Below are 17,956 nucleotides of genomic sequence, written 5' to 3'. Positions count from 1 at the left end.
GAACGATAGCAGATCGCCCGATCGCGAGCAGTGCGGCCAATGGCGATCATTGCGAGGTGAAAATCGATCGTCTAGTATCGGATTCGACATCCAGTTTCGCACAGTAAAACAATAATTCATTTTGGAGAATGTCGATGTCCGCTTCCGTGCAAGGCTACGTGGCTGCCGAACTGGCCCGTGGCGGCTACCAGAACGTCCATGACCTCTTGACCCTGGCCTGCGCCAAGCACCCGCAGCGCACGGCGTTTTCCTGTGGCGACGACCACCTCACCTACGCCGAGCTGGGCAGCCTTGCCGACGCGTTCGCACGCTACCTGCGGCATCACGCTGGACTGCAACCCGGCGACCGGCTGGCGCTGCAGTTGCCCAACTCGTTGCAATATCCCATCGCCGTGTTTGGCGCACTCAAGGCAGGGCTGGTGATCGTCAATACCAATCCGCAATACACCGCCGCCGAGGCGCGCCATCAGTTCCGCGACTCCGGCGCCAGGGCGATTCTGGTGCTCGACCGGCTGTTGCCGCTGATGCGGGCGGTACAGGCCGACACCGCACTGGAACGGATCATCCTCACCAGCGTCGAGGATCTGCAGGCGCCGGTCTATGACAGCCTGGAGCCGGCAACAGAGCGCTTCATGCAGGCGCTGCGGCTGGGTGAACAGAGCCCGGCGCTGGACTGCGTGGTCGGGCTCGAGCGGCTGGCGCTGCTGCAATACACCGGCGGTACCACCGGTGTGTCCAAGGGCGCGATGCTCAGTCACCGCAACCTGCTGGCCAACGTGCTGCAGACCATCGAGCTGTTCGACAAGCCGGGCCTGCTGGAGCCGGAGAAGGATGTGCGCATCGCGCCGTTGCCGCTGTATCACATCATGGCTTTCGCCACGAACTGCCTGAGCTCGGTGGGCATGGGGCTGCACACCGTGTTCATTCGCGACGGGCGCAACCTGGACGAAACCATCGGCGCCATGCAGCGTCACCCATTCAGCCTGCTCAGCGGCATCAACACGCTGTTTGTCGGTCTGATGAACCACCCGCAATTTCGCAGCATCGATTTCTCGCACCTCAAATGGGCGACCTCCGGCGGTGCGCCGCTCAACAGCGAGGTCGGGCGTCGCTGGCAGGCACTGACCGGTGCGCCGATCCGCGAAGGTTTCGGCCTGACCGAGGCATCGCCGGTTGTGGCGACCGGTACTCAGCTGAGCCCCTACCGCGAGGGCTACATCGGCCAGGCGCTGATCGACACCGAGCTGCGCACCGTGGACGACGACGGCAACGACGTACCGGCGGAGATGCCGGGCGAGCTCTGGCTGCGCGGGCCGCAGGTGATGCGAGGCTACTGGCAGCGACCGGAGGAGACGGCCAAAGTGATCACCGCGGACGGCTGGCTCAAGACCGGTGACATCGCGCTGCTGGATGCCGAGGGTTTCGTGAAGATCGTCGATCGCAAGAAGGACATGATCCTGGTGTCCGGCTTCAACGTGTTCCCCAACGAGATCGAGGATGTGCTGATGCAGCACCCGTCGGTACGTGAATGCGTGGCGGTGGGCATTCCGGATGCGCGCAAGGGCGAGGCGGTGAAGGTCTTCGTCAGCCTGCGGGAGGCGACCGATGATCAGACCCTGCTCGCGCACTGCCGCCAGTTCCTGACCGGTTACAAGCTGCCGAGCGCCATCGAGATCCGCGACGAGCTGCCGAAGACGGCGGTGGGAAAGCTGCTGCGCCGCCAGCTGCGTGACGAGGCGCGGGCAGCGGCGAGCTGATCGCTGCCTATATATATGTAGCGAGGCGACGAGCGGGGCTGTTGCAGCAAGCGCCCCACAAGCCTGTCGGCGGGCTTCGAGAGCCCAGCGCAGCCGGGCGGAAAAAACAATCCGCGCTTGTTGCTCAGGGGGCTTTCTGATATAAAGCAGCGCTCTTTTCTAGGGGCCCGGTATCTTCGCTCGCAGCGTGGCCGGTAAGACCCCCATGAATCGTGGCGCTGAGCGCCGAACTGACAAGTGAATTCAAGCGGCCAACCCATGCCGGGTTGGGCATGTGGTTTTAGAGGGCTGAGGCATGTCGAGAGTCTGTCAAGTTACCGGTAAGGGTCCGGTAACCGGGAACAACATTTCCCACGCAAACAACAAAACCCGTCGTCGTTTCCTGCCGAACCTGCAGCATCATCGCTTCTGGGTCGAGTCTGAGAACCGCTTCGTGCGTCTGCGCCTGAGTGCCAAAGGCATGCGCATCATCGACAAGCGTGGCATCGACGTCGTTCTGGCCGAGCTGCGCGCCCGCGGCGAAAAGGTTTAAGGAGAGCAATCATGCGTGACCTGATCCGTTTGGTGTCCAGCGCCGGTACCGGCCACTTCTACACCACCGACAAGAACAAGCGCACCACCCCCGACAAGATCGAAATCAAGAAATTCGATCCGGTCGTTCGCAAGCACGTGATCTACAAGGAAGCCAAGATCAAGTAATTGGTGCGACACGCGTAGCGTGTCTCCGAACCGAGGTGTCATGTCATCTTGGTGGATTTCTGGAAGGAATCCAAATGCTTAGAGCGTTGCTCTAAGAAACAAAACATACCCACGTAGCCGAGTCTGAAAGCTATGGGTCGCAGCGGCGGCTGGCTTAACCTAAGCTCATTTAGCATTCGGAAGAATGAGCGGTCATCGTAATCGATGATGGATGCCTACTTGTAGGAGGTCGAAATGGATCAGCAAACGTCCGGTTTGATCATTCTTGCCATGATTGTTGTCGTAATGGGCGGGACAGGGCTTTATGCCTTGTTGCCTGATATCAAGTGCAAGATGAAAAGACTCAGGCAAAAGCACATCTAGTTCGGCTGTAGTACCTATACCCACGCGGGGCGAGCCCCCGCTGGGGCTCCTCTCGCCTTAGAAAACGAGAGGCAATCACCTTGAGCAAGCTGGTCACCAGTCCTTGTTCACATCAACCGGAGACATGAGCGAAAGCTCTGTCTGTCATTGTCCAGCCATTGCCTGTACGGAACGGTAGCGGACTCGTTGTACGACCAACGACAGCCTAGGGAAACATGCGTCACTGGTAACGGTGGGGTGTGAAGCTTTCCCGACAATGTAGCCCCCGCGAGGGTGCGGTTCTGCCGTGAGGCAAGCCGTGGATGCTCGGAGCAGTACCGGGTTGAGGCGCTAGGCTGACTGGCATGGGCAACGTAAGTGAACTGCTGATAAACGTCGTTATGATCAAATTGCCAAAACTGCTGTTAGGCAATAACCAAAAGGTGCGTGGTCGGTTATCCCTGTCGATTATGGGGATACGTCGTCTTAGTACCACCGGCGAATAGGCAGGTCCTAAACCAGTCGTGTGACAGATAGGGAACGTGGTAAGCCCGTATTGCTGCCCTCGTGGCAGGTGAGCCGCAAGGCGAACTGTTGGCAGTGCGGGTATGGGATCGCAGAGAAAGCGAATGCCGGGCTGTAATGGTCCGGATAGGGGTTGGAACATTACCCCACGGGAAACCGGGCAGACTTCTGCGTGGTCTTTCGTCGCATGACGTCTGACTGACCCTGTCTCATGAATTTCAGGCTCGGCTTCATCGAGTCTTACCAAACCAACCCTGGCGGGATACGCGCTTCCCGTCAGGGGCCTGCGTGTGTCTTCCGCTTGGGATGGTTCAACCATCTTGAGAGGAAAGCAGCATGAGAGAGCTCAGCCAACAGGTCGGGTCTGCGCTTTCCGGCACTCCGCAGCAGTGGCACGACATCGACTGGTGTCGGGTTCAGCGGAACGTCCGGGGAATGCAGATACGGATTGCGAAGGCTTGTCGGGAAGGCAAATGGCGCAGGGTGAAAGCCCTGCAACGAATGCTGACCCGCTCGAAGTCGGCCAGATACTTGGCTGTACGACGAGTCACTGAAAACCAGGGTAAGCGCACGGCGGGAGTCGACCGCGTGCTCTGGGATACACCTGACGCCAAATGGAAAGCGGCAAATGGATTGAAGCGGCGCGGATACCAACCACGGCTTTTACGGCGTGTGTTCATTCCGAAGTCGAATGGGAAGGAGCGCCCTCTGGGCATCCCGACCATGACCGATAGGGCCATGCAGGCGTTGTACCTGCTGGCACTGGCGCCCATTGCAGAAACCAAAGGCGATCCGAACAGCTACGGCTTCAGGATCGAACGCTCGACGGCGGATGCAATGAGTCAGCTATTCACCTGTTTGTCCCAGAAAGCCTCGGCTCGATGGGTACTGGAGGCGGATATCGAAGGCTGCTTCGACCACATCAATCACCACTGGTTGGTCGCGAATATCCCCACGGATAAAGCGGTTCTCTGGAAATGGTTGAAGGTTGGTGTAATACACAAAGGCCAGCTACAGGCAACGGATGCCGGTACGCCACAAGGCGGGATCATCTCGCCGACCTTGGCAAATATGGTGCTGGACGGGCTGGAGTCAGGTCTCAAGCAGTATTTGGGACGGGCGAAGGCAAAGAGGCTGAAGATACATGTGGTGCGTTATGCGGATGATTTCGTGATTACTGGCGACTCTCCGGAGATGCTGGCAAATGAGGTCAAACCTTGGGTAGAGCAGTTCCTGGCGGTGCGCGGGCTGCGGTTGTCACCCGAGAAAACGCAGATCGTTCATATAGATCGAGGCTTTGACTTCCTGGGATGGAACTTCCGTAAGTATGACGGGAAGCTCCTGATCAAGCCGAGCAAGAAAAACGCGCAAGCGTTCTATCGCAAGGTGAGGGAAGCGATCAGCAGCAACAAGACGATGAGGCAGGATAATCTGATCCGCCTGCTCAATCCGATCTTGAAGGGCTGGGCGTTGTATCACCAGCCCGTGGTTGCCAAGCAGGCGTTCAGTCGTATGGATTTCCTGCTTTTTCAAGCGTTATGGCGTTGGGCGAAACGGCGGCACTCAAGGAAAAATCTCGAATGGATACGGAAGAAGTATTTCCGGACGAGCGAGAGCAAGAACTGGGTGTTTGCTGCCACGGTATTCACCGAGGAAGGGGGCAAGAAGGATTTTGTGCTGCATACCCTGTCGGAGACACCAATAGAGCGGCACATTAAGATCAACGGGGGAATACAACCCCTTTGATCCCTCGATGGAAGCAATGGGCGAGAAGCTGCGGATGGATCGGATGCTGAAAAAGCTGAAGTACCGAAAGCAGATCACAAGCCTGTACGTGAGCCAGAGAGGACGGTGTGTACTCTGTGGACAACCGATAACCAAGGAAACGGGATGGCACGACCATCACATCGTCCACCGCACGCAAGGCGGAAGCGATGCACTGGTCAACCGGGTGCTGCTGCACCCGAACTGCCATCAGCAGCTATAGCCGTGGCCTGACAGTGAGTAAGCCGGCTACTGCGGGGGCTTTGCTAAAGGCTTGAGCCGTATGCGCTGAAAGGCGCACGTACGGTTCTTAGGGGGAGGTGGGCCAGCAATGGCTCATCTCTACCCGACATCGGCCCCTTGAAGGAAAAACCCGCCATTCGGCGGGTTTTTTCGTTTCTGGGCCGGACATCGCGCATCGTTCGTCAGCGCTCCGGGTAATTTGACAAGAGTCATATGCTCCCCAAGGAAATTCGCTATCGTACGGGTTTCCCCTTTCTCCCACTTTCGGCACGAGGATGCGCAGCGCATGGCGAAGACGGACGGGCCCATCGCGGCAGACAGCAAGAGCACTTCCAGCATCGCCCTGCAGGCGGCTTCCGAGGACATCTGGTCGCAGAAATACCGCCTGAGCAGCAAGGACGGTACGCCCATCGACCAGACCGTCGATGACACCTGGCAGCGAGTCGCCCGTGCCTTGGCCGACGTCGAACCGGCCAAGCAGCGCGAGCACTGGTACGAGCGCTTCCTCTGGGCGCTGCGCAATGGCGCCATCCCGGCCGGGCGGATCATTTCCAACGCCGGCGCGCAGGACTACAAGCCGGCCACCTCAACCATCAACTGCACCGTCTCCGGCTCGATCACCGACTCGATGGACGACATCCTCGGCAAAGTCCACGAGGCCGGGCTGACGCTCAAGGCCGGCTGCGGTATCGGCTACGAGTTCAGCACCTTGCGCCCGCGCGGCTCGTTCGTTTCCGGCGCCGGCGCGCACACCAGCGGCCCGCTGTCGTTCATGGATATCTTCGACAAGATGTGCTTCACCGTGAGTTCGGCCGGCGGCCGCCGCGGCGCGCAGATGGGCACCTTCGACGTCGGCCATCCGGACGTGCGCGAGTTCATCCGTGCCAAGCGCGAGGACGGCCGCCTGCGTCAGTTCAACCTGAGCCTGCTGATCACCGACGAGTTCATGCAGACCGTCGAGGCCGACGGCGAGTGGCCGCTGATCTTCCCGGTGCATGCCAAGGAAGCCGCCGAGCTGGATCTGGCCGACGATGCCCAGGTGGTCTGGCGCGAATGGCCGGTGCACGACGGCTACATCGTGCGCGACGATGGCCTGGTGGCCTGCAAGATCTACGGGCGGGTCAAGGCGCGGCATCTGTGGGACATGATCATGGTCTCCACCTACGACTACGCCGAGCCCGGCTTCATCCTCATCGACCGGGTCAACCAGCTGAACAACAACTGGTGGTGCGAGGCGATCCGCGCGACCAACCCCTGCGGTGAGCAGCCGCTGCCGCCATACGGCTCCTGCCTGCTGGGCTCGATCAACCTGACCCATTTCGTCATCGACCCGTTCGGCGTCGAAGCGCGCTTCGACTGGGACAAGTACCGCGAAGTGGTGCGCGTCTTCACCCGCATGCTGGACAACGTCGTCGAGATCAACGGCCTGCCGCTGGAGCAGCAGCGCCACGAGATCGAGAGCAAGCGCCGCCACGGCATGGGCTTCCTCGGTCTCGGCTCGACCCTGACGTTGCTCAAGCTGCGCTATGGCAGCTCGGAAGCCTGCGTGTTTACCGAGGAAGTCGCCCGCGAGATGGCGCTGGTCGGCTGGGAGCAGGCGCTGGAGCTGTCCAAGGAAAAGGGCCCGGCACCGTTGCTGAGCCAGACCTTCGAAGTTACCGCCGAAATGCTGCGCAAGCGTCCGGAAATGGCCAAGGACGGTTACAAGGTCGGCGACCAGATTTCCGGTCGCGTGCTGCATGCCAAGTATTCGCGTTACATGCAGAAGATCGCCGAGTACGCGCCCGAGCTGATCGAGGCGCTGGCTGAGCAGGGCGCGCGCTTCACCCACCACAGCTCGATCGCGCCTACCGGCACCATCAGCCTGAGCCTGGCCAACAACGCCTCCAACGGCATCGAGCCGAGCTTCGCCCATCACTATTCGCGCAACCTGATCCGACCTGGCCGCAAGGCCAAGGAGAAGATCGAGGTGTTCAGCTACGAGCTGCTGGCCTATCGCACGCTGATCAATGAGCGCGCCAAGCCGGGATCCGACGAGCCGGGCGAGAAGCTGCCGGACTACTTCATCACCGCCGATGACGTCAGTCCGACCCAGCACGTGGATATCCAGGCCGCCGCGCAACGCTGGGTCGATTCGTCGATCTCCAAGACCGCCAACGTGCCGACCGACTACCCGTTCGAGGCGTTCAAGGACATCTACCGCTATGCCTGGCGCCAGGGCCTCAAGGGCTGCACCACCTTCCGCTTCAACCCGGCGGCCTTCCAGGGCGTGCTGGTCAAGGAGGCCGACCTGGAGAAGACCCTGTACCGCTTCACCCTCGAAGACGGCAGCGTGGTCGAGCTCAAGGGCAACCAGGAGGTCGAATATGACGGCGAGGTGAACACCGCCGCCAACCTGTTCGACGCCCTCAAAGAAGGCTACTACGGCAAGTACTGAAGCCGGCCCGCCAACCGTTTGGACGCCGGGCCGCGAGCACCGCCCGGCAGGAGAGATTGCACAATGACCGTAAAGATCACCCAGCGCATCAAGGGCTTCAAGGTCGTCGACGAGACCCTCGAGCGTCCCGCGACCGCCACCAGCGGCAGCGATGGCACGGCGAGCAAGGCCGTCCATGTGGTGGAGATGGACGAGAGCCTGCAGCGCCCGGAAACCCTGATCGGCATGACCTACAAGATCAAGTCGCCGCTGTTCGAACATGCGCTGTACGTCACCGTGAACGACATCGTGCTCAACGCCGGCACGCCGCACGAGCAGCGCCGGCCGTTCGAGATCTTCATCAACTCGAAGAACATGGACCACTTCCAGTGGATCGTCGCGCTCACCCGGATCATGTCCGCAGTGTTCCGCAAGGGCGGTGACTGCACCTTCCTCGTCGAGGAGCTCAAGGCGGTGTTCGATCCGCGTGGAGGCTACCTGAAGAAAGGTGGCGTCTACATGCCCTCGATCGTTGCCGAAATCGGCGCGGTGCTGGAGCGCCATCTGATTGCCATCGGCATGCTCGAAGGCCATGCCCTGGACGAAACCCAGCTCAAATACCTGGCCGAGAAGCGCGCCGCCTACGAGGCCAGCCAGGGTGCGGTGGCGGTGGAGCCGGGTGAAGGCTTCCCGGCCGGCGCGCAGCTGTGCAACAAGTGCAACACCCAGGCCGTGGTGCAGATGGATGGCTGCGCCACCTGCCTGAACTGCGGCAACTCCAAATGTGGCTGACCGCTCACGCGGTAGGATGAAAAAAAAGGCCCGGGCTGATGCCACGGGCCTTTTTCGTTGGCGCGAGGCGAGGCGCGCTCAGGTCACCACGCGATAGCAGGGCGTGTACGGCACGCCTCCCGGCAGTTTCATGCGGTGCTGCTCGACGAAGGCCTGCAAAAGCTTGTCCAGCGGCTGCATGATCGCCGCGTCGCCATGGATCTCGTAACGGCCGTACTGCTCGATGCGGCGAATGCCCTTGTCCTTGACGTTGCCGGCGACGATGCCGGAGAACGCCCGGCGCAGATTGGCGGCCAGCTCGTGGGCCGGCAGGTCGCGACGCAGCTGCAGGTTGGCCATCGCCTCGTGGGTGGGATCGAAGGGCCGCTGGAAGCCTTCCTCGATCTTCAACAACCAGTTGAAATGGAACGCGTCGTTGCGTTCGCGGCGGAAGCGGCGCACCTCGCGCAGGCCCTCGGTCATCTGCCGCGCCACCTCGGTGGGGTCGTTGAAGATGATCTGATAGCGCTGCTGCGCTTCTTCGCCGAGGGTGGCGCCGACGAAATCGTGCAGCTGCTGCAGATAGTCCGCTGCGTCGCTCGGGCCGGTGAGGATGACCGGGAAAGGCACGTCGCGATTGGCCGGGTGCAGCAGGATGCCGAGCAGGTAGAGGAACTCTTCGGCGGTGCCGACCCCGCCGGGAAAGATGATGATGCCATGGCCGACCCGGACGAAGGCTTCCAGGCGCTTCTCGATGTCCGGCAGGATCACCAGCTCGTTGACGATCGGGTTTGGCGCCTCGGCGGCGATGATGCCCGGCTCGGTCAGCCCCAGGTAGCGGCTGCCGACGCGGCGCTGCTTGGCATGGCCGATGGTGGCGCCCTTCATCGGACCCTTCATCACGCCGGGGCCGCAGCCGGTGCAGATATCCAGGCTGCGCAGCCCCAGTTCATGGCCGACGCGCTTGCTGTACTTGTATTCCTCGGTGCTGATCGAGTGGCCGCCCCAGCACACCACCATGTTTGGCTCGACACCCGGGCGCAGCGTGCGGGCATTGCGCAGCAGGTGGAAGACGTAGTCGGTGATGCCCTGCGAGCTGTCCAGGTCGATGCGTGCACTGCTCAGCTCGCTCTCGGTGTAGACGATGTCGCGCAGGGCACTGAACAGCATCTCGCGGGTGCTGGCGATCATCTCGCCGTCGACGAACGCATCGGCCGGTGCGTTGAACAGCTCCAGGCGCACGCCGCGGTCCTGTTGCAGGATGCGCACCTCGAAGTCTTCGTACGCCTCGAGAATGGTCTTGGCGTTATCGATGCGGGTGCCGGTGTTGAGGATGGCCAGCGCGCACTGGCGGAACAGCTTGTGGGTACTGCCGGAGCCGACTTCGCTCAGTTGCTGCACTTCGCGCTGGGAAAGCGTTTCCAGGCTGCCTTTGGGGCTCACCGAGGCATTGATTACGAGGGGTTGGGTCATTGATGGTTCCTGAATGCGATGGCCACGCCATCGAGGAGCTGATGCATCGAAACGGCGGCTGCGTAATCGCCGGCAGCAGGGGTTGGCCCAGCGTGCTGGCGACAGCGTATGTGACGACATCTTAACGCGAGGACATGGCAGCGGTGGCGATCCGCGTTCACCGTGCGAGCAGCAGCGCCGCCCGCTGGCCCGTGGTCCTGGTTCGACCGTCCCGGTGGGCGGCGGTTCGCCCTGCTGCGCGTCGTTCGTAGTAGCTCAGGTCCAGCCGTAGCGCACCAGGTGGAAGAAGATCGGCGCGGCGAAGCAGACCGAATCCAGCCGGTCGAGCATGCCGCCGTGGCCCTCGATCATGTGCCCCCAGTCCTTGACGCCACGGTCGCGCTTGATCGCCGACATCACCAGGCCGCCGAAGAAGCCCAGCAGGTTAAGCAGCAGCGCCATCAGGGCCGCCTGCCACCAGGCGAACGGGGTGATCCAGAACAGCGCCGCGCCGATCAGCGTCGCGAGGAATATCCCGCCGACGAAGCCTTCGACGGTCTTGGACGGCGATAGGCGCGGGGCGATCTTGCGCTTGCCGGCCAACTTGCCGCAGACGTACTGCAACACGTCGGAGAGCTGCACGACGATGATCAGCCAGGCGATCAGCAGCAGGTTGCGACCTTCGTAGCCGACAATCTCCAGGGTGAGCAGGGCAGGGACGTGGGAGACGCAGAAGACTGCAATCATCAGGCCCCATTGCACCTTCGAGGCGCGTTCGAGAAAGCGCGTGGTGTCGCCACCCAGCGACGCCAGGATGGGCAGCAACAGGAACACGTAGACCGGAATGAAGATGGCGAACAGGCCGTACCAGCCGACCGCCACCAGCAGATACTGCAGCGGCAGCACCAGATAGAACGCCGCGACCAGCGCCGGATAGTCGCTGCTGCGTGTCGGCGTCAGCGTCATGAATTCGCGCAACGCGAAGAACGACACTAGGTAGAAGAGGATCACCACGGCCGTGTGGCCAAGCCAGAAGGCGATGCCGATCAGCGCGACCATCACCCACCAGGCATTGATGCGCGCATTGAGGTTGTCGATCACCGGGCTCTCGCCGCCGCTGCGGCGCTTGAGGACAAAGCCGATCAGCGAGGCCAGGGCGAGCAGGGCGCCGATACCGGCGAACAGCAGCAGGGTATTGCGATCCATGTCAGTCTTCCTTTGGGGCCAGTTCTAGCAGAGCCAGGCGAGCGCGCTGCAGAAACGCGTCCTTGTCCTCGTCCTTTTCGATGCTCATGGGCGCGCCGAAGCTGACGCTGCACAGCAGGGGCAGCGGCAGGCTGCGGCCCTTGGGCATCACCCGATTGAGGTTGGCGATCCACACCGGCACCAGCTCCACGTCCGGACACGCCAGGCCCAGGCGATACAGCCCGCTCTTGAAGGGCAGCAGGCCTTCTTCCAGATTGCGCGTGCCCTCGGGGAAGAGGATCAGTGAATCGCCGGCGGCCAGGGCGTCGAGCATCGGTTGCAGCGGATTCGACTCCGGGCCGCTGCGCTCACGATCCACCAGCACGCCATTGAACAGACGATGGATGACGAAGCGGCGCAATGCGCTGCTCTGCCAGTAATCGGCGCCGGCGACGGGGCGGGTCCTGCGCCGCAGGTCAGGCGGCAGCGATGCCCAGAGCAGCACGAAATCACCGTGGCTGCTGTGGTTGGCGAAGTAGATGCGTTGCCTGTTGAGCGGCGCGCAGCCGATCCAGAGGCTGCGCGTACCGGTCAGCAGGCGTGCAACGGAAGTGATCGCGAAGGCGAGCAGAGCGCCGAGCATGGGATGTTCCTCGGTATCGGGCGGGAAGTCGGTGGTGCGGGCGGGTGGCGATTCAGTCCGCTTCGGCGGGCGCCGATGCGGTTTCCGCCAGGCCTTGTCTGACCCGGTTGCCCAGCGTGAGGATCGACAGCCCGGCGATCAGCAGCAACAAGCCGTTGATCCAGGCGGCTGGCAACAGGCCCAGGGCGACGCCAGTGGCCAGCACGCCGAAGGCGAAGGCCCGGTCGCTCTTGCCCATCGGGCCATCGTAACGACGTGATGCGCCCACCATCGGACCGAGCACACCGGCGTACTCGGTGAGCGCTGCGAGCACCACCACCAGTACCACGGCAGCAGGCCAGACGCCGGCCACCAGCGCGAGCGGCAGATAGAGCGCCGCATCGGCGGCAACATCGCAGAGTTCGTTGAGGTAGGCGCCGAGCTTCGATTGCTGGCCGAATTCCCGCGCCAGCATGCCGTCGATGGCGTTCAGTGCCATGCGCAGCAGCATCCACAGTGGGATCAGCAGGAAGACCCAGAGGTGCTCGATCAGCAGCGCGACCGCCGCTGCGACTGCCAGCGACACGACCAGCGCTGCCAGCGTGACCTGATTGGCCGTGATGCCGCTGTCATGGAGGCGCTGGACCAGCGGGCGCAGTAGTGCCTGAAAACGGGGTTTGAGCTGGTAGATGGAGGGCATGCATCGATTCCTTTCGATGATGGGGGCGTCGCGCATTTCGGCTCACGCCGGCGCGCATCCTGTGCGCCCGGCACTTTGGGGTAAAGCCTGCGCTGTAGCAAGTTGCGCTGGAAAATTTGCGAGGTGTTGAACGCTTTCGCCGCGCAGTACCGGCGGCCTAGAAGGCGAAAGGCAGCGCGCTGGAGGGATGCTGGCGTGCTTTCAGCAGCCGATGAAATTCGCCGGGATCTTTCACCTGCACGTCTGTCTTGCCTTCGTGACGCTGCGCCGCGATCAGCCGCGACAGCCAGAAGCGCACGCAGGCCACGCGTAGCATCGGCTGCCAGAGCTCGGCTTCGGCCGGAGTGAAGCGACGCAGCTCGGAGTAGGCCGCCAGCAAGGGTTCGCTGCGTTCACTGTCAATCTCGCCGTTGGGGTGCGAGCACCAGTCGTTCACGGCGATGGCCAGGTCATAAAGCATCGGCCCGGAGCAGGCGTTGTAGAAATCGATCACGCCGGTCAGGTGGCTGCCTTCGAACAGCACGTTGTCGCGGAACAGGTCGGCGTGCAGGTTGGCGCGTGGCAGCGCGAGGAGTTTCGGGCGCAGCTCGGCGATTTCTGCCAGGCCGTCGCGCAAAAGCGGCAGCTGGTCCTCGGACAGGCTCAGCGCCAGGCTCGGCCCCTGTTCCTGCATCCAGTCCAGGCCGCGGTCGCTGGCGCGTTCAAGGATGTGTTCGCGGGTGGCCATATGCAGACGCGCCAGCAGCCGACCGACTTCGGCGCAATGGTGCGGGTTGGGCTCGACCACGTGCTTGCCGGGCAGTCGCGGCTGCAGCAGCGCGGGCTTCTCCGCCAGCTCGCGCAGCGCCTCGCCCTGCTCGCTGCGCAGCGCATAGGGCACCGGCAGGCCGGCGCGGTGCAGCACGTCGAGCAGTTCGATGAAGAACGGCAGGTCCTGGCGCGGGCCGCGCTCGACCAGGGTCAGCACGTATTCGCCCTGCTCCAGGCTGATGAAGAAGTTGCTGTTCTCGCTGCCTGCGGCGATGCCCTGGAAGTCGCGCAGCCGGCCGAGCCGGTAGGGCGCCAGAAAGGCCTCCAGTTCATCACGTTGCAGGGGCGTGAATACCGACATGTTGTCCTCCGGCGGATGTCTGGATTACCAGCTGAAGATCTTCCACGCGGGGATCAGCATGTCCGGCTGGTCGGAGCGTACGAAGTTGCCGTCGTTGCCGTCCGCCCGCACCAGGAAGTAGGGCTTGCCGTGCTTGGGCGTGACTTTCACGGCGTAGAGGAAGCCGTTGACGCGATATTCCTCGACGGTGCGATCGCCTTCCTGACGGATGGTTACGTCCGGCTCACCTTCGACCGACTCCTGGGCGAAGCCGGCCAGAGGGGCGCATGCCAGCAGGCTGGCCAGCATCAGGTGTTTGAGAGCGCGCATGGTAACCTTGTCCCTTTGTCGATAAGTGGTCCTTGGCATTCTAGCTCCGGGCCCGCCGAAAAGGTTGATTCCGCTCATGAGCCAAGCCCCCCTCGTCCTGGTGGACGGTTCGTCCTACCTCTATCGCGCCTTCCATGCCCTGCCTCCGCTGACCACCTCTACTGGCAAGCCGACCGGCGCGGTCAAGGGCGTGCTGAACATGTTGCTGAGCCTGCGCAAACAATATCCGGACAGCCCGTTCGCCGTGGTTTTCGATGCCAAGGGTCCGACCTTCCGCGACGCGCTGTTCGAGAATTACAAGTCGCACCGCCCGCCGATGCCGGATGACCTGCGCTCGCAGGTCGAGCCACTGCATGCCAGTGTCCGTGCACTGGGGCTGCCGCTGCTGTGCGTGGAAGGGGTCGAGGCCGACGATGTCATCGGCACCCTGGCGCGGCAATGCGCGGCGCTGGGCCGTGATGTGGTGATCTCCACCGGCGACAAGGACATGGCCCAGCTGGTCTGCCCGCATGTCACGCTGGTCAACACCATGACCGGCAGCGTCTATGACATCGAGGGCGTGAAGGCCAAGTTCGGCGTCGGCCCGGAACTGATCATCGACTTCCTCGCGCTGATGGGCGACAAGGTCGACAACATTCCTGGCGTGCCAGGCGTGGGCGAGAAGACGGCGTGTGGCCTGCTCAACGGCATCCCGGGCGGGCTCAAGGGGCTCTACGAGAACCTCGATCAGGTTGCCGGGCTGCCGATTCGCGGTGCCAAGTCACTGGGCTCCAAGCTGGAGGAGCATCGCGATGCGGCCTTCATGTCCTACGAGCTGGCGACGATCAAGATCGACGTGCCGCTGGACGTCCAGGTCGGTGACCTGATGCCCGGCGAACCGCACCGTGAGGCGCTGAGCGCCCTTTATCGCGAGCTGGAATTCAAGCAGTGGCTGGACGAGCTGCTGCGCGAGGCCAAGGCGGCTGGGGAGAACTGCGAGGTGCAGCCAGAAGGCTGCTCGATCCAGGCCGAGGCCCAGTACGAGACCCTGCTGGAGCAGGCCGATTTCGAGCGCTGGCTGGCGCGTCTGAAGGCGGCCGAATGCTTTGCCTTCGATACCGAAACCACCAGCCTCGATGCGCAGCGCGCCGAGCTGGTCGGCGTGTCCTTTGCCGTCGAAGCGGGCCAGGCGGCTTACGTGCCGCTGCGCCATTCCTACATGGGCGTGCCGCAGCAGCTCGAGCTGGATGCCGTGCTCGGTGCGCTCAAACCGCTGCTGGAAGATCCGGCCAAGACCAAGATCTGCCAGCACGGCAAGTACGACATGAACGTGTTGATGCACTACGGCATCGAGATGCGCGGCATGACGTTCGACACCATGCTCGAATCCTACGTGCTGGACGCCACAGCCACCCGTCACGACATGGACAGCCTGGCGCTCAAGTACCTCGGTCGCGGCACCATCCGCTTCGAGGACATTGCCGGCAAGGGCGCCAAGCAGCTGACCTTCGACCAGATCGCCATCGAACAGGCCGGCCCGTACGCCGCCGAGGACGCCGACGTCACCCTGCGCCTGCACCAGACCCTACTCGGCAAGCTGGAGCAGACGCCATCGCTGCTCAGGGTGCTGACCGAGATCGAGATGCCGCTGGTGCCGGTGCTGGCGCGCATCGAGCGCAACGGGGCGCTGGTCGATGCACAGTTGCTTGGCCAGCAGAGCGTCGAGCTGGGCGACAAGCTGGTGCAGCTGGAACGCGAGGCGTTCGACATCGCTGGCGAGGAATTCAACCTCGGCTCGCCCAAGCAGCTCTGCGCGATTCTCTACGACAAGCTCGGCTGCCCGGTGATCTCCAAGACCGCCGGTGGCCAGCCGTCCACCGCCGAAAGCGTGCTGGCCGAACTGGCCGAGCAGGATTACCCGCTGCCCAAGGTGATCATGCAGCACCGCAGCCTAAGCAAGCTCAAGGGCACCTACACCGACAAGCTGCCGAAGCAGATCAACCCGCGCACCGGGCGCATCCACACCAGCTACCACCAGGCGGTGACCGCCACCGGCCGGCTGTCCTCCAGCGACCCGAACCTGCAGAACATCCCGATCCGCACCGCCGAGGGGCGGCGCATTCGCCAGGCCTTCGTCGCGGCGCCGGGCTACAAGCTGCTGGCGGCGGACTACTCGCAGATCGAGCTGCGCATCATGGCCCACCTGGCGCAGGATGCCGGCCTCTTGCACGCGTTCCAGAACGATCTGGACGTGCACCGCGCCACGGCCGCCGAGGTGTTCGGCGTACCGCTGGAGCAAGTCAGCAACGATCAGCGGCGCAGCGCCAAGGCCATCAACTTCGGCCTGATCTACGGCATGAGCGCCTTCGGCCTGGCCAAGCAGATCGACGTCGGCCGCAAGGAAGCGCAGGAGTACATCGACCGCTATTTCGCCCGCTACCCCGGCGTGCTCGCCTACATGGAGCGCACCCGCACCCAGGCCGCCGAGCAGGGCTATGTCGAGACACTGTTCGGTCGGCGGCTGTACCTGCCCGAGATCAATTCGAAGAACGGCGCCATGCGCAAGGGCGCCGAGCGCACCGCGATCAACGCGCCGATGCAGGGCACCGCGGCGGACATCATCAAGCGCGCCATGATCGCCGTGGACGGCTGGCTGCAGGACAGCGGGCTGGATGCGCGGGTGATCCTGCAGGTCCACGATGAATTGGTGCTGGAAGTGCGCGAAGACCTGGTCGAGCAGGTCCGTCAGCAGATCTGCCCGTTGATGAGCGAGGCGGCCCAGCTGGACGTGCCGTTGCTGGTCGAGGCCGGCGTGGGCAACAACTGGGACGAGGCGCACTGACCGGGCTGCCGAAAAATGTCGGTAGTCGACGAAATTTTTTTCGTCCGCGTTGAACTTACGGCGCAACCATCCGGTCAGAGCATGCGAAGGGTGTAAAAGCCCTTCGATGCTCCTTGTTGTGTTAAGTGTTGGCAGATCTCTGGACCCCGCCCTAGCGGTCCGGATTCGACCTCGAACTTCCCCCTCCCCCAATGAAGTTCGAGGTTTTTTTTTGCCCGGAGAAATGACAAGACGCTGCGCCAGCAGTAGTGGTGCTGCGCAGGTTCTTGCGCAGGCGTTCTGTGGATAACCTTGTGAGTAAGCTGTTCGCAGCGCGATCTGCCGGGAGTTGGGTAGCGTTGCGCAAGTTGCTGCCTCGGCTGCGCAGAAAGTTGCACAGCTTTTTGTGCTGAGCATCACTTCTGCCATTCGGGCTGCGTAAAGGGTTTCTTTTATCTATTTGATAGGTAAGGAGTTTTTTGCTTTTTGGCACGGCGCTTGTTGTTACGAAATGGCCATTCGGCACTCATTTCAGACAAGGAGAGCACCCATGCCAACACCCGCGTATCTGTCCCTCGAAGGCACCAAGCAAGGCCTGATCACTGCCGGCACCTTCACCGAGGACTCGGTTGGCAACATTTTCCAGGAAGGCCATGAGGACCAGATCCTGGTGCAGGCCTTCCAGCATCAGGTCATCATCCCGCGTGACCCGCAGTCCGGTCAGCCGACTGGCCAGCGTGTACACAAGCCTCTGATGATCACCAAAGTGTTCGACAAGTCGTCACCGCTGATCTTCAACGCCCTGACTTCCGGCGAGCGTCTGAACAAGTGCCGTCTGGAGTGGTATCGCACCTCGTCCACCGGTACTCAGGAACACTACTTCACCATCGAACTGGAAGATGCGGTGATCGTCGACGTGCAGTCGCGCATGCCCAACTGCCAGGACCCGAACATGTCCCACTTCACCCATCTGGAAGACGTGTACTTCACCTATCGCAAGATCGTCTGGACCCACGAGGTATCCGGCACCTCCGGCTCCGACGACTGGCGCACCCCGATCGCTGGCTGATTCGCCGCGGTCCCGCTTCGGCCAGGCTCGCCTGGCCGAATGCTTTTTGCGAAGCACTGAACAGATTCCGCCATCGTCGTTCTGGAATGCGCGAACCATGCATTCTAGAGCGGCCGGCCTGTGTTACACGGGGCTCCGCAAGCGCCCATGCGCTGATACATGGACTGAACAGGAGGAACATGGATGTTCGC

General features: G+C 62.5%; 14 protein-coding genes and 1 pseudogene. 9 read left to right on the top strand and 6 right to left on the bottom strand.

From position 1 onward, the window contains the following. Positions 1-134 precede the first annotated feature (134 nt). The 7 genes and pseudogenes from HZR81_RS19650 (at position 135) to HZR81_RS19620 (ending at position 8,538) form a co-directional block, all read left to right on the top strand. Complete coding sequence (locus HZR81_RS19650; RefSeq protein ID WP_500129034.1) at positions 135-1,757, top strand: AMP-binding protein; 1,623 nt, start codon at positions 135-137, stop codon at positions 1,755-1,757. Between the two features lie 295 nt (positions 1,758-2,052). Beyond that, on the top strand, positions 2,053-2,289 hold the full coding sequence (gene rpmB, locus HZR81_RS19645; protein ID WP_102839211.1) for a 50S ribosomal protein L28: 237 nt from the start codon (positions 2,053-2,055) through the stop codon (positions 2,287-2,289). An 11-nt stretch (positions 2,290-2,300) separates the two neighbouring features. Beyond that, on the top strand, positions 2,301-2,456 hold the full coding sequence (gene rpmG / locus HZR81_RS19640; RefSeq protein WP_003284185.1) for a 50S ribosomal protein L33: 156 nt from the start codon (positions 2,301-2,303) through the stop codon (positions 2,454-2,456). Positions 2,457-2,690: 234 nt separating this feature from the next. Further along, the gene (locus HZR81_RS19635) at positions 2,691-2,819 is read left to right on the top strand and encodes a hypothetical protein (protein WP_500129033.1); all 129 of its coding nucleotides are present in this window, start codon (positions 2,691-2,693) and stop codon (positions 2,817-2,819) included. Positions 2,820-3,659: 840 nt separating this feature from the next. Next, positions 3,660-5,365 (top strand): annotated as a pseudogene (gene ltrA, locus HZR81_RS19630) (group II intron reverse transcriptase/maturase). A gap of 251 nt (positions 5,366-5,616) precedes the next feature. Continuing rightward, entirely contained in the window at positions 5,617-7,767 is a 2,151-nt protein-coding gene (locus HZR81_RS19625) for an adenosylcobalamin-dependent ribonucleoside-diphosphate reductase (RefSeq protein WP_500129032.1), read from the top strand. A 63-nt stretch (positions 7,768-7,830) separates the two neighbouring features. Beyond that, entirely contained in the window at positions 7,831-8,538 is a 708-nt protein-coding gene (locus HZR81_RS19620) for a TSCPD domain-containing protein (protein WP_500129031.1), read from the top strand. Positions 8,539-8,616: 78 nt separating this feature from the next. Here HZR81_RS19620 and ppnN read toward each other — a convergent pair whose 3' ends face one another. From ppnN to HZR81_RS19590, 6 genes are all read right to left on the bottom strand, one after another. Then, the gene (gene ppnN / locus HZR81_RS19615) at positions 8,617-9,990 is read right to left on the bottom strand and encodes a nucleotide 5'-monophosphate nucleosidase PpnN (RefSeq protein WP_500129030.1); all 1,374 of its coding nucleotides are present in this window, start codon (positions 9,988-9,990) and stop codon (positions 8,617-8,619) included. A 255-nt stretch (positions 9,991-10,245) separates the two neighbouring features. Next, positions 10,246-11,175, bottom strand: a complete 930-nt coding sequence (locus tag HZR81_RS19610; protein WP_156245612.1) for a phosphatidate cytidylyltransferase — start codon at positions 11,173-11,175, stop codon at positions 10,246-10,248. A 1-nt stretch (position 11,176) separates the two neighbouring features. Next, positions 11,177-11,797, bottom strand: a complete 621-nt coding sequence (locus HZR81_RS19605) for a lysophospholipid acyltransferase family protein (protein WP_102839214.1) — start codon at positions 11,795-11,797, stop codon at positions 11,177-11,179. A gap of 52 nt (positions 11,798-11,849) precedes the next feature. After that, positions 11,850-12,476 carry a CDP-alcohol phosphatidyltransferase family protein gene (locus tag HZR81_RS19600; protein ID WP_500129029.1) on the bottom strand — a complete coding sequence of 209 codons (627 nt, stop codon included), beginning with the start codon at positions 12,474-12,476 and terminating at the stop codon, positions 11,850-11,852. Positions 12,477-12,633: 157 nt separating this feature from the next. Beyond that, on the bottom strand, positions 12,634-13,587 hold the full coding sequence (locus tag HZR81_RS19595) for a homoserine kinase (protein WP_500129028.1): 954 nt from the start codon (positions 13,585-13,587) through the stop codon (positions 12,634-12,636). A gap of 24 nt (positions 13,588-13,611) precedes the next feature. Further along, the gene (locus tag HZR81_RS19590) at positions 13,612-13,896 is read right to left on the bottom strand and encodes a DUF2782 domain-containing protein (RefSeq protein ID WP_013981312.1); all 285 of its coding nucleotides are present in this window, start codon (positions 13,894-13,896) and stop codon (positions 13,612-13,614) included. Positions 13,897-13,972: 76 nt separating this feature from the next. Between HZR81_RS19590 and polA the strand changes: the two genes are divergently transcribed. Then, positions 13,973-16,717: a DNA polymerase I gene (gene polA / locus HZR81_RS19585; protein WP_500129027.1), complete on the top strand. Its 2,745-nt coding sequence runs from the start codon at positions 13,973-13,975 to the stop codon at positions 16,715-16,717. 529 nt (positions 16,718-17,246) lie between these two features. Next, complete coding sequence (locus HZR81_RS19580) at positions 17,247-17,765, top strand: Hcp family type VI secretion system effector (protein WP_003286458.1); 519 nt, start codon at positions 17,247-17,249, stop codon at positions 17,763-17,765. Positions 17,766-17,956 lie beyond the last annotated feature (191 nt).

Source organism: Pseudomonas sp. LM13 (assembly GCF_041381355.1).
Taxonomy (GTDB): Bacteria; Pseudomonadota; Gammaproteobacteria; order Pseudomonadales; family Pseudomonadaceae; genus Stutzerimonas; species Stutzerimonas frequens.
The sequence above is the reverse complement of the archived record's forward strand: the minus strand, read 5'-3'. Positions and strand labels throughout refer to the sequence as shown.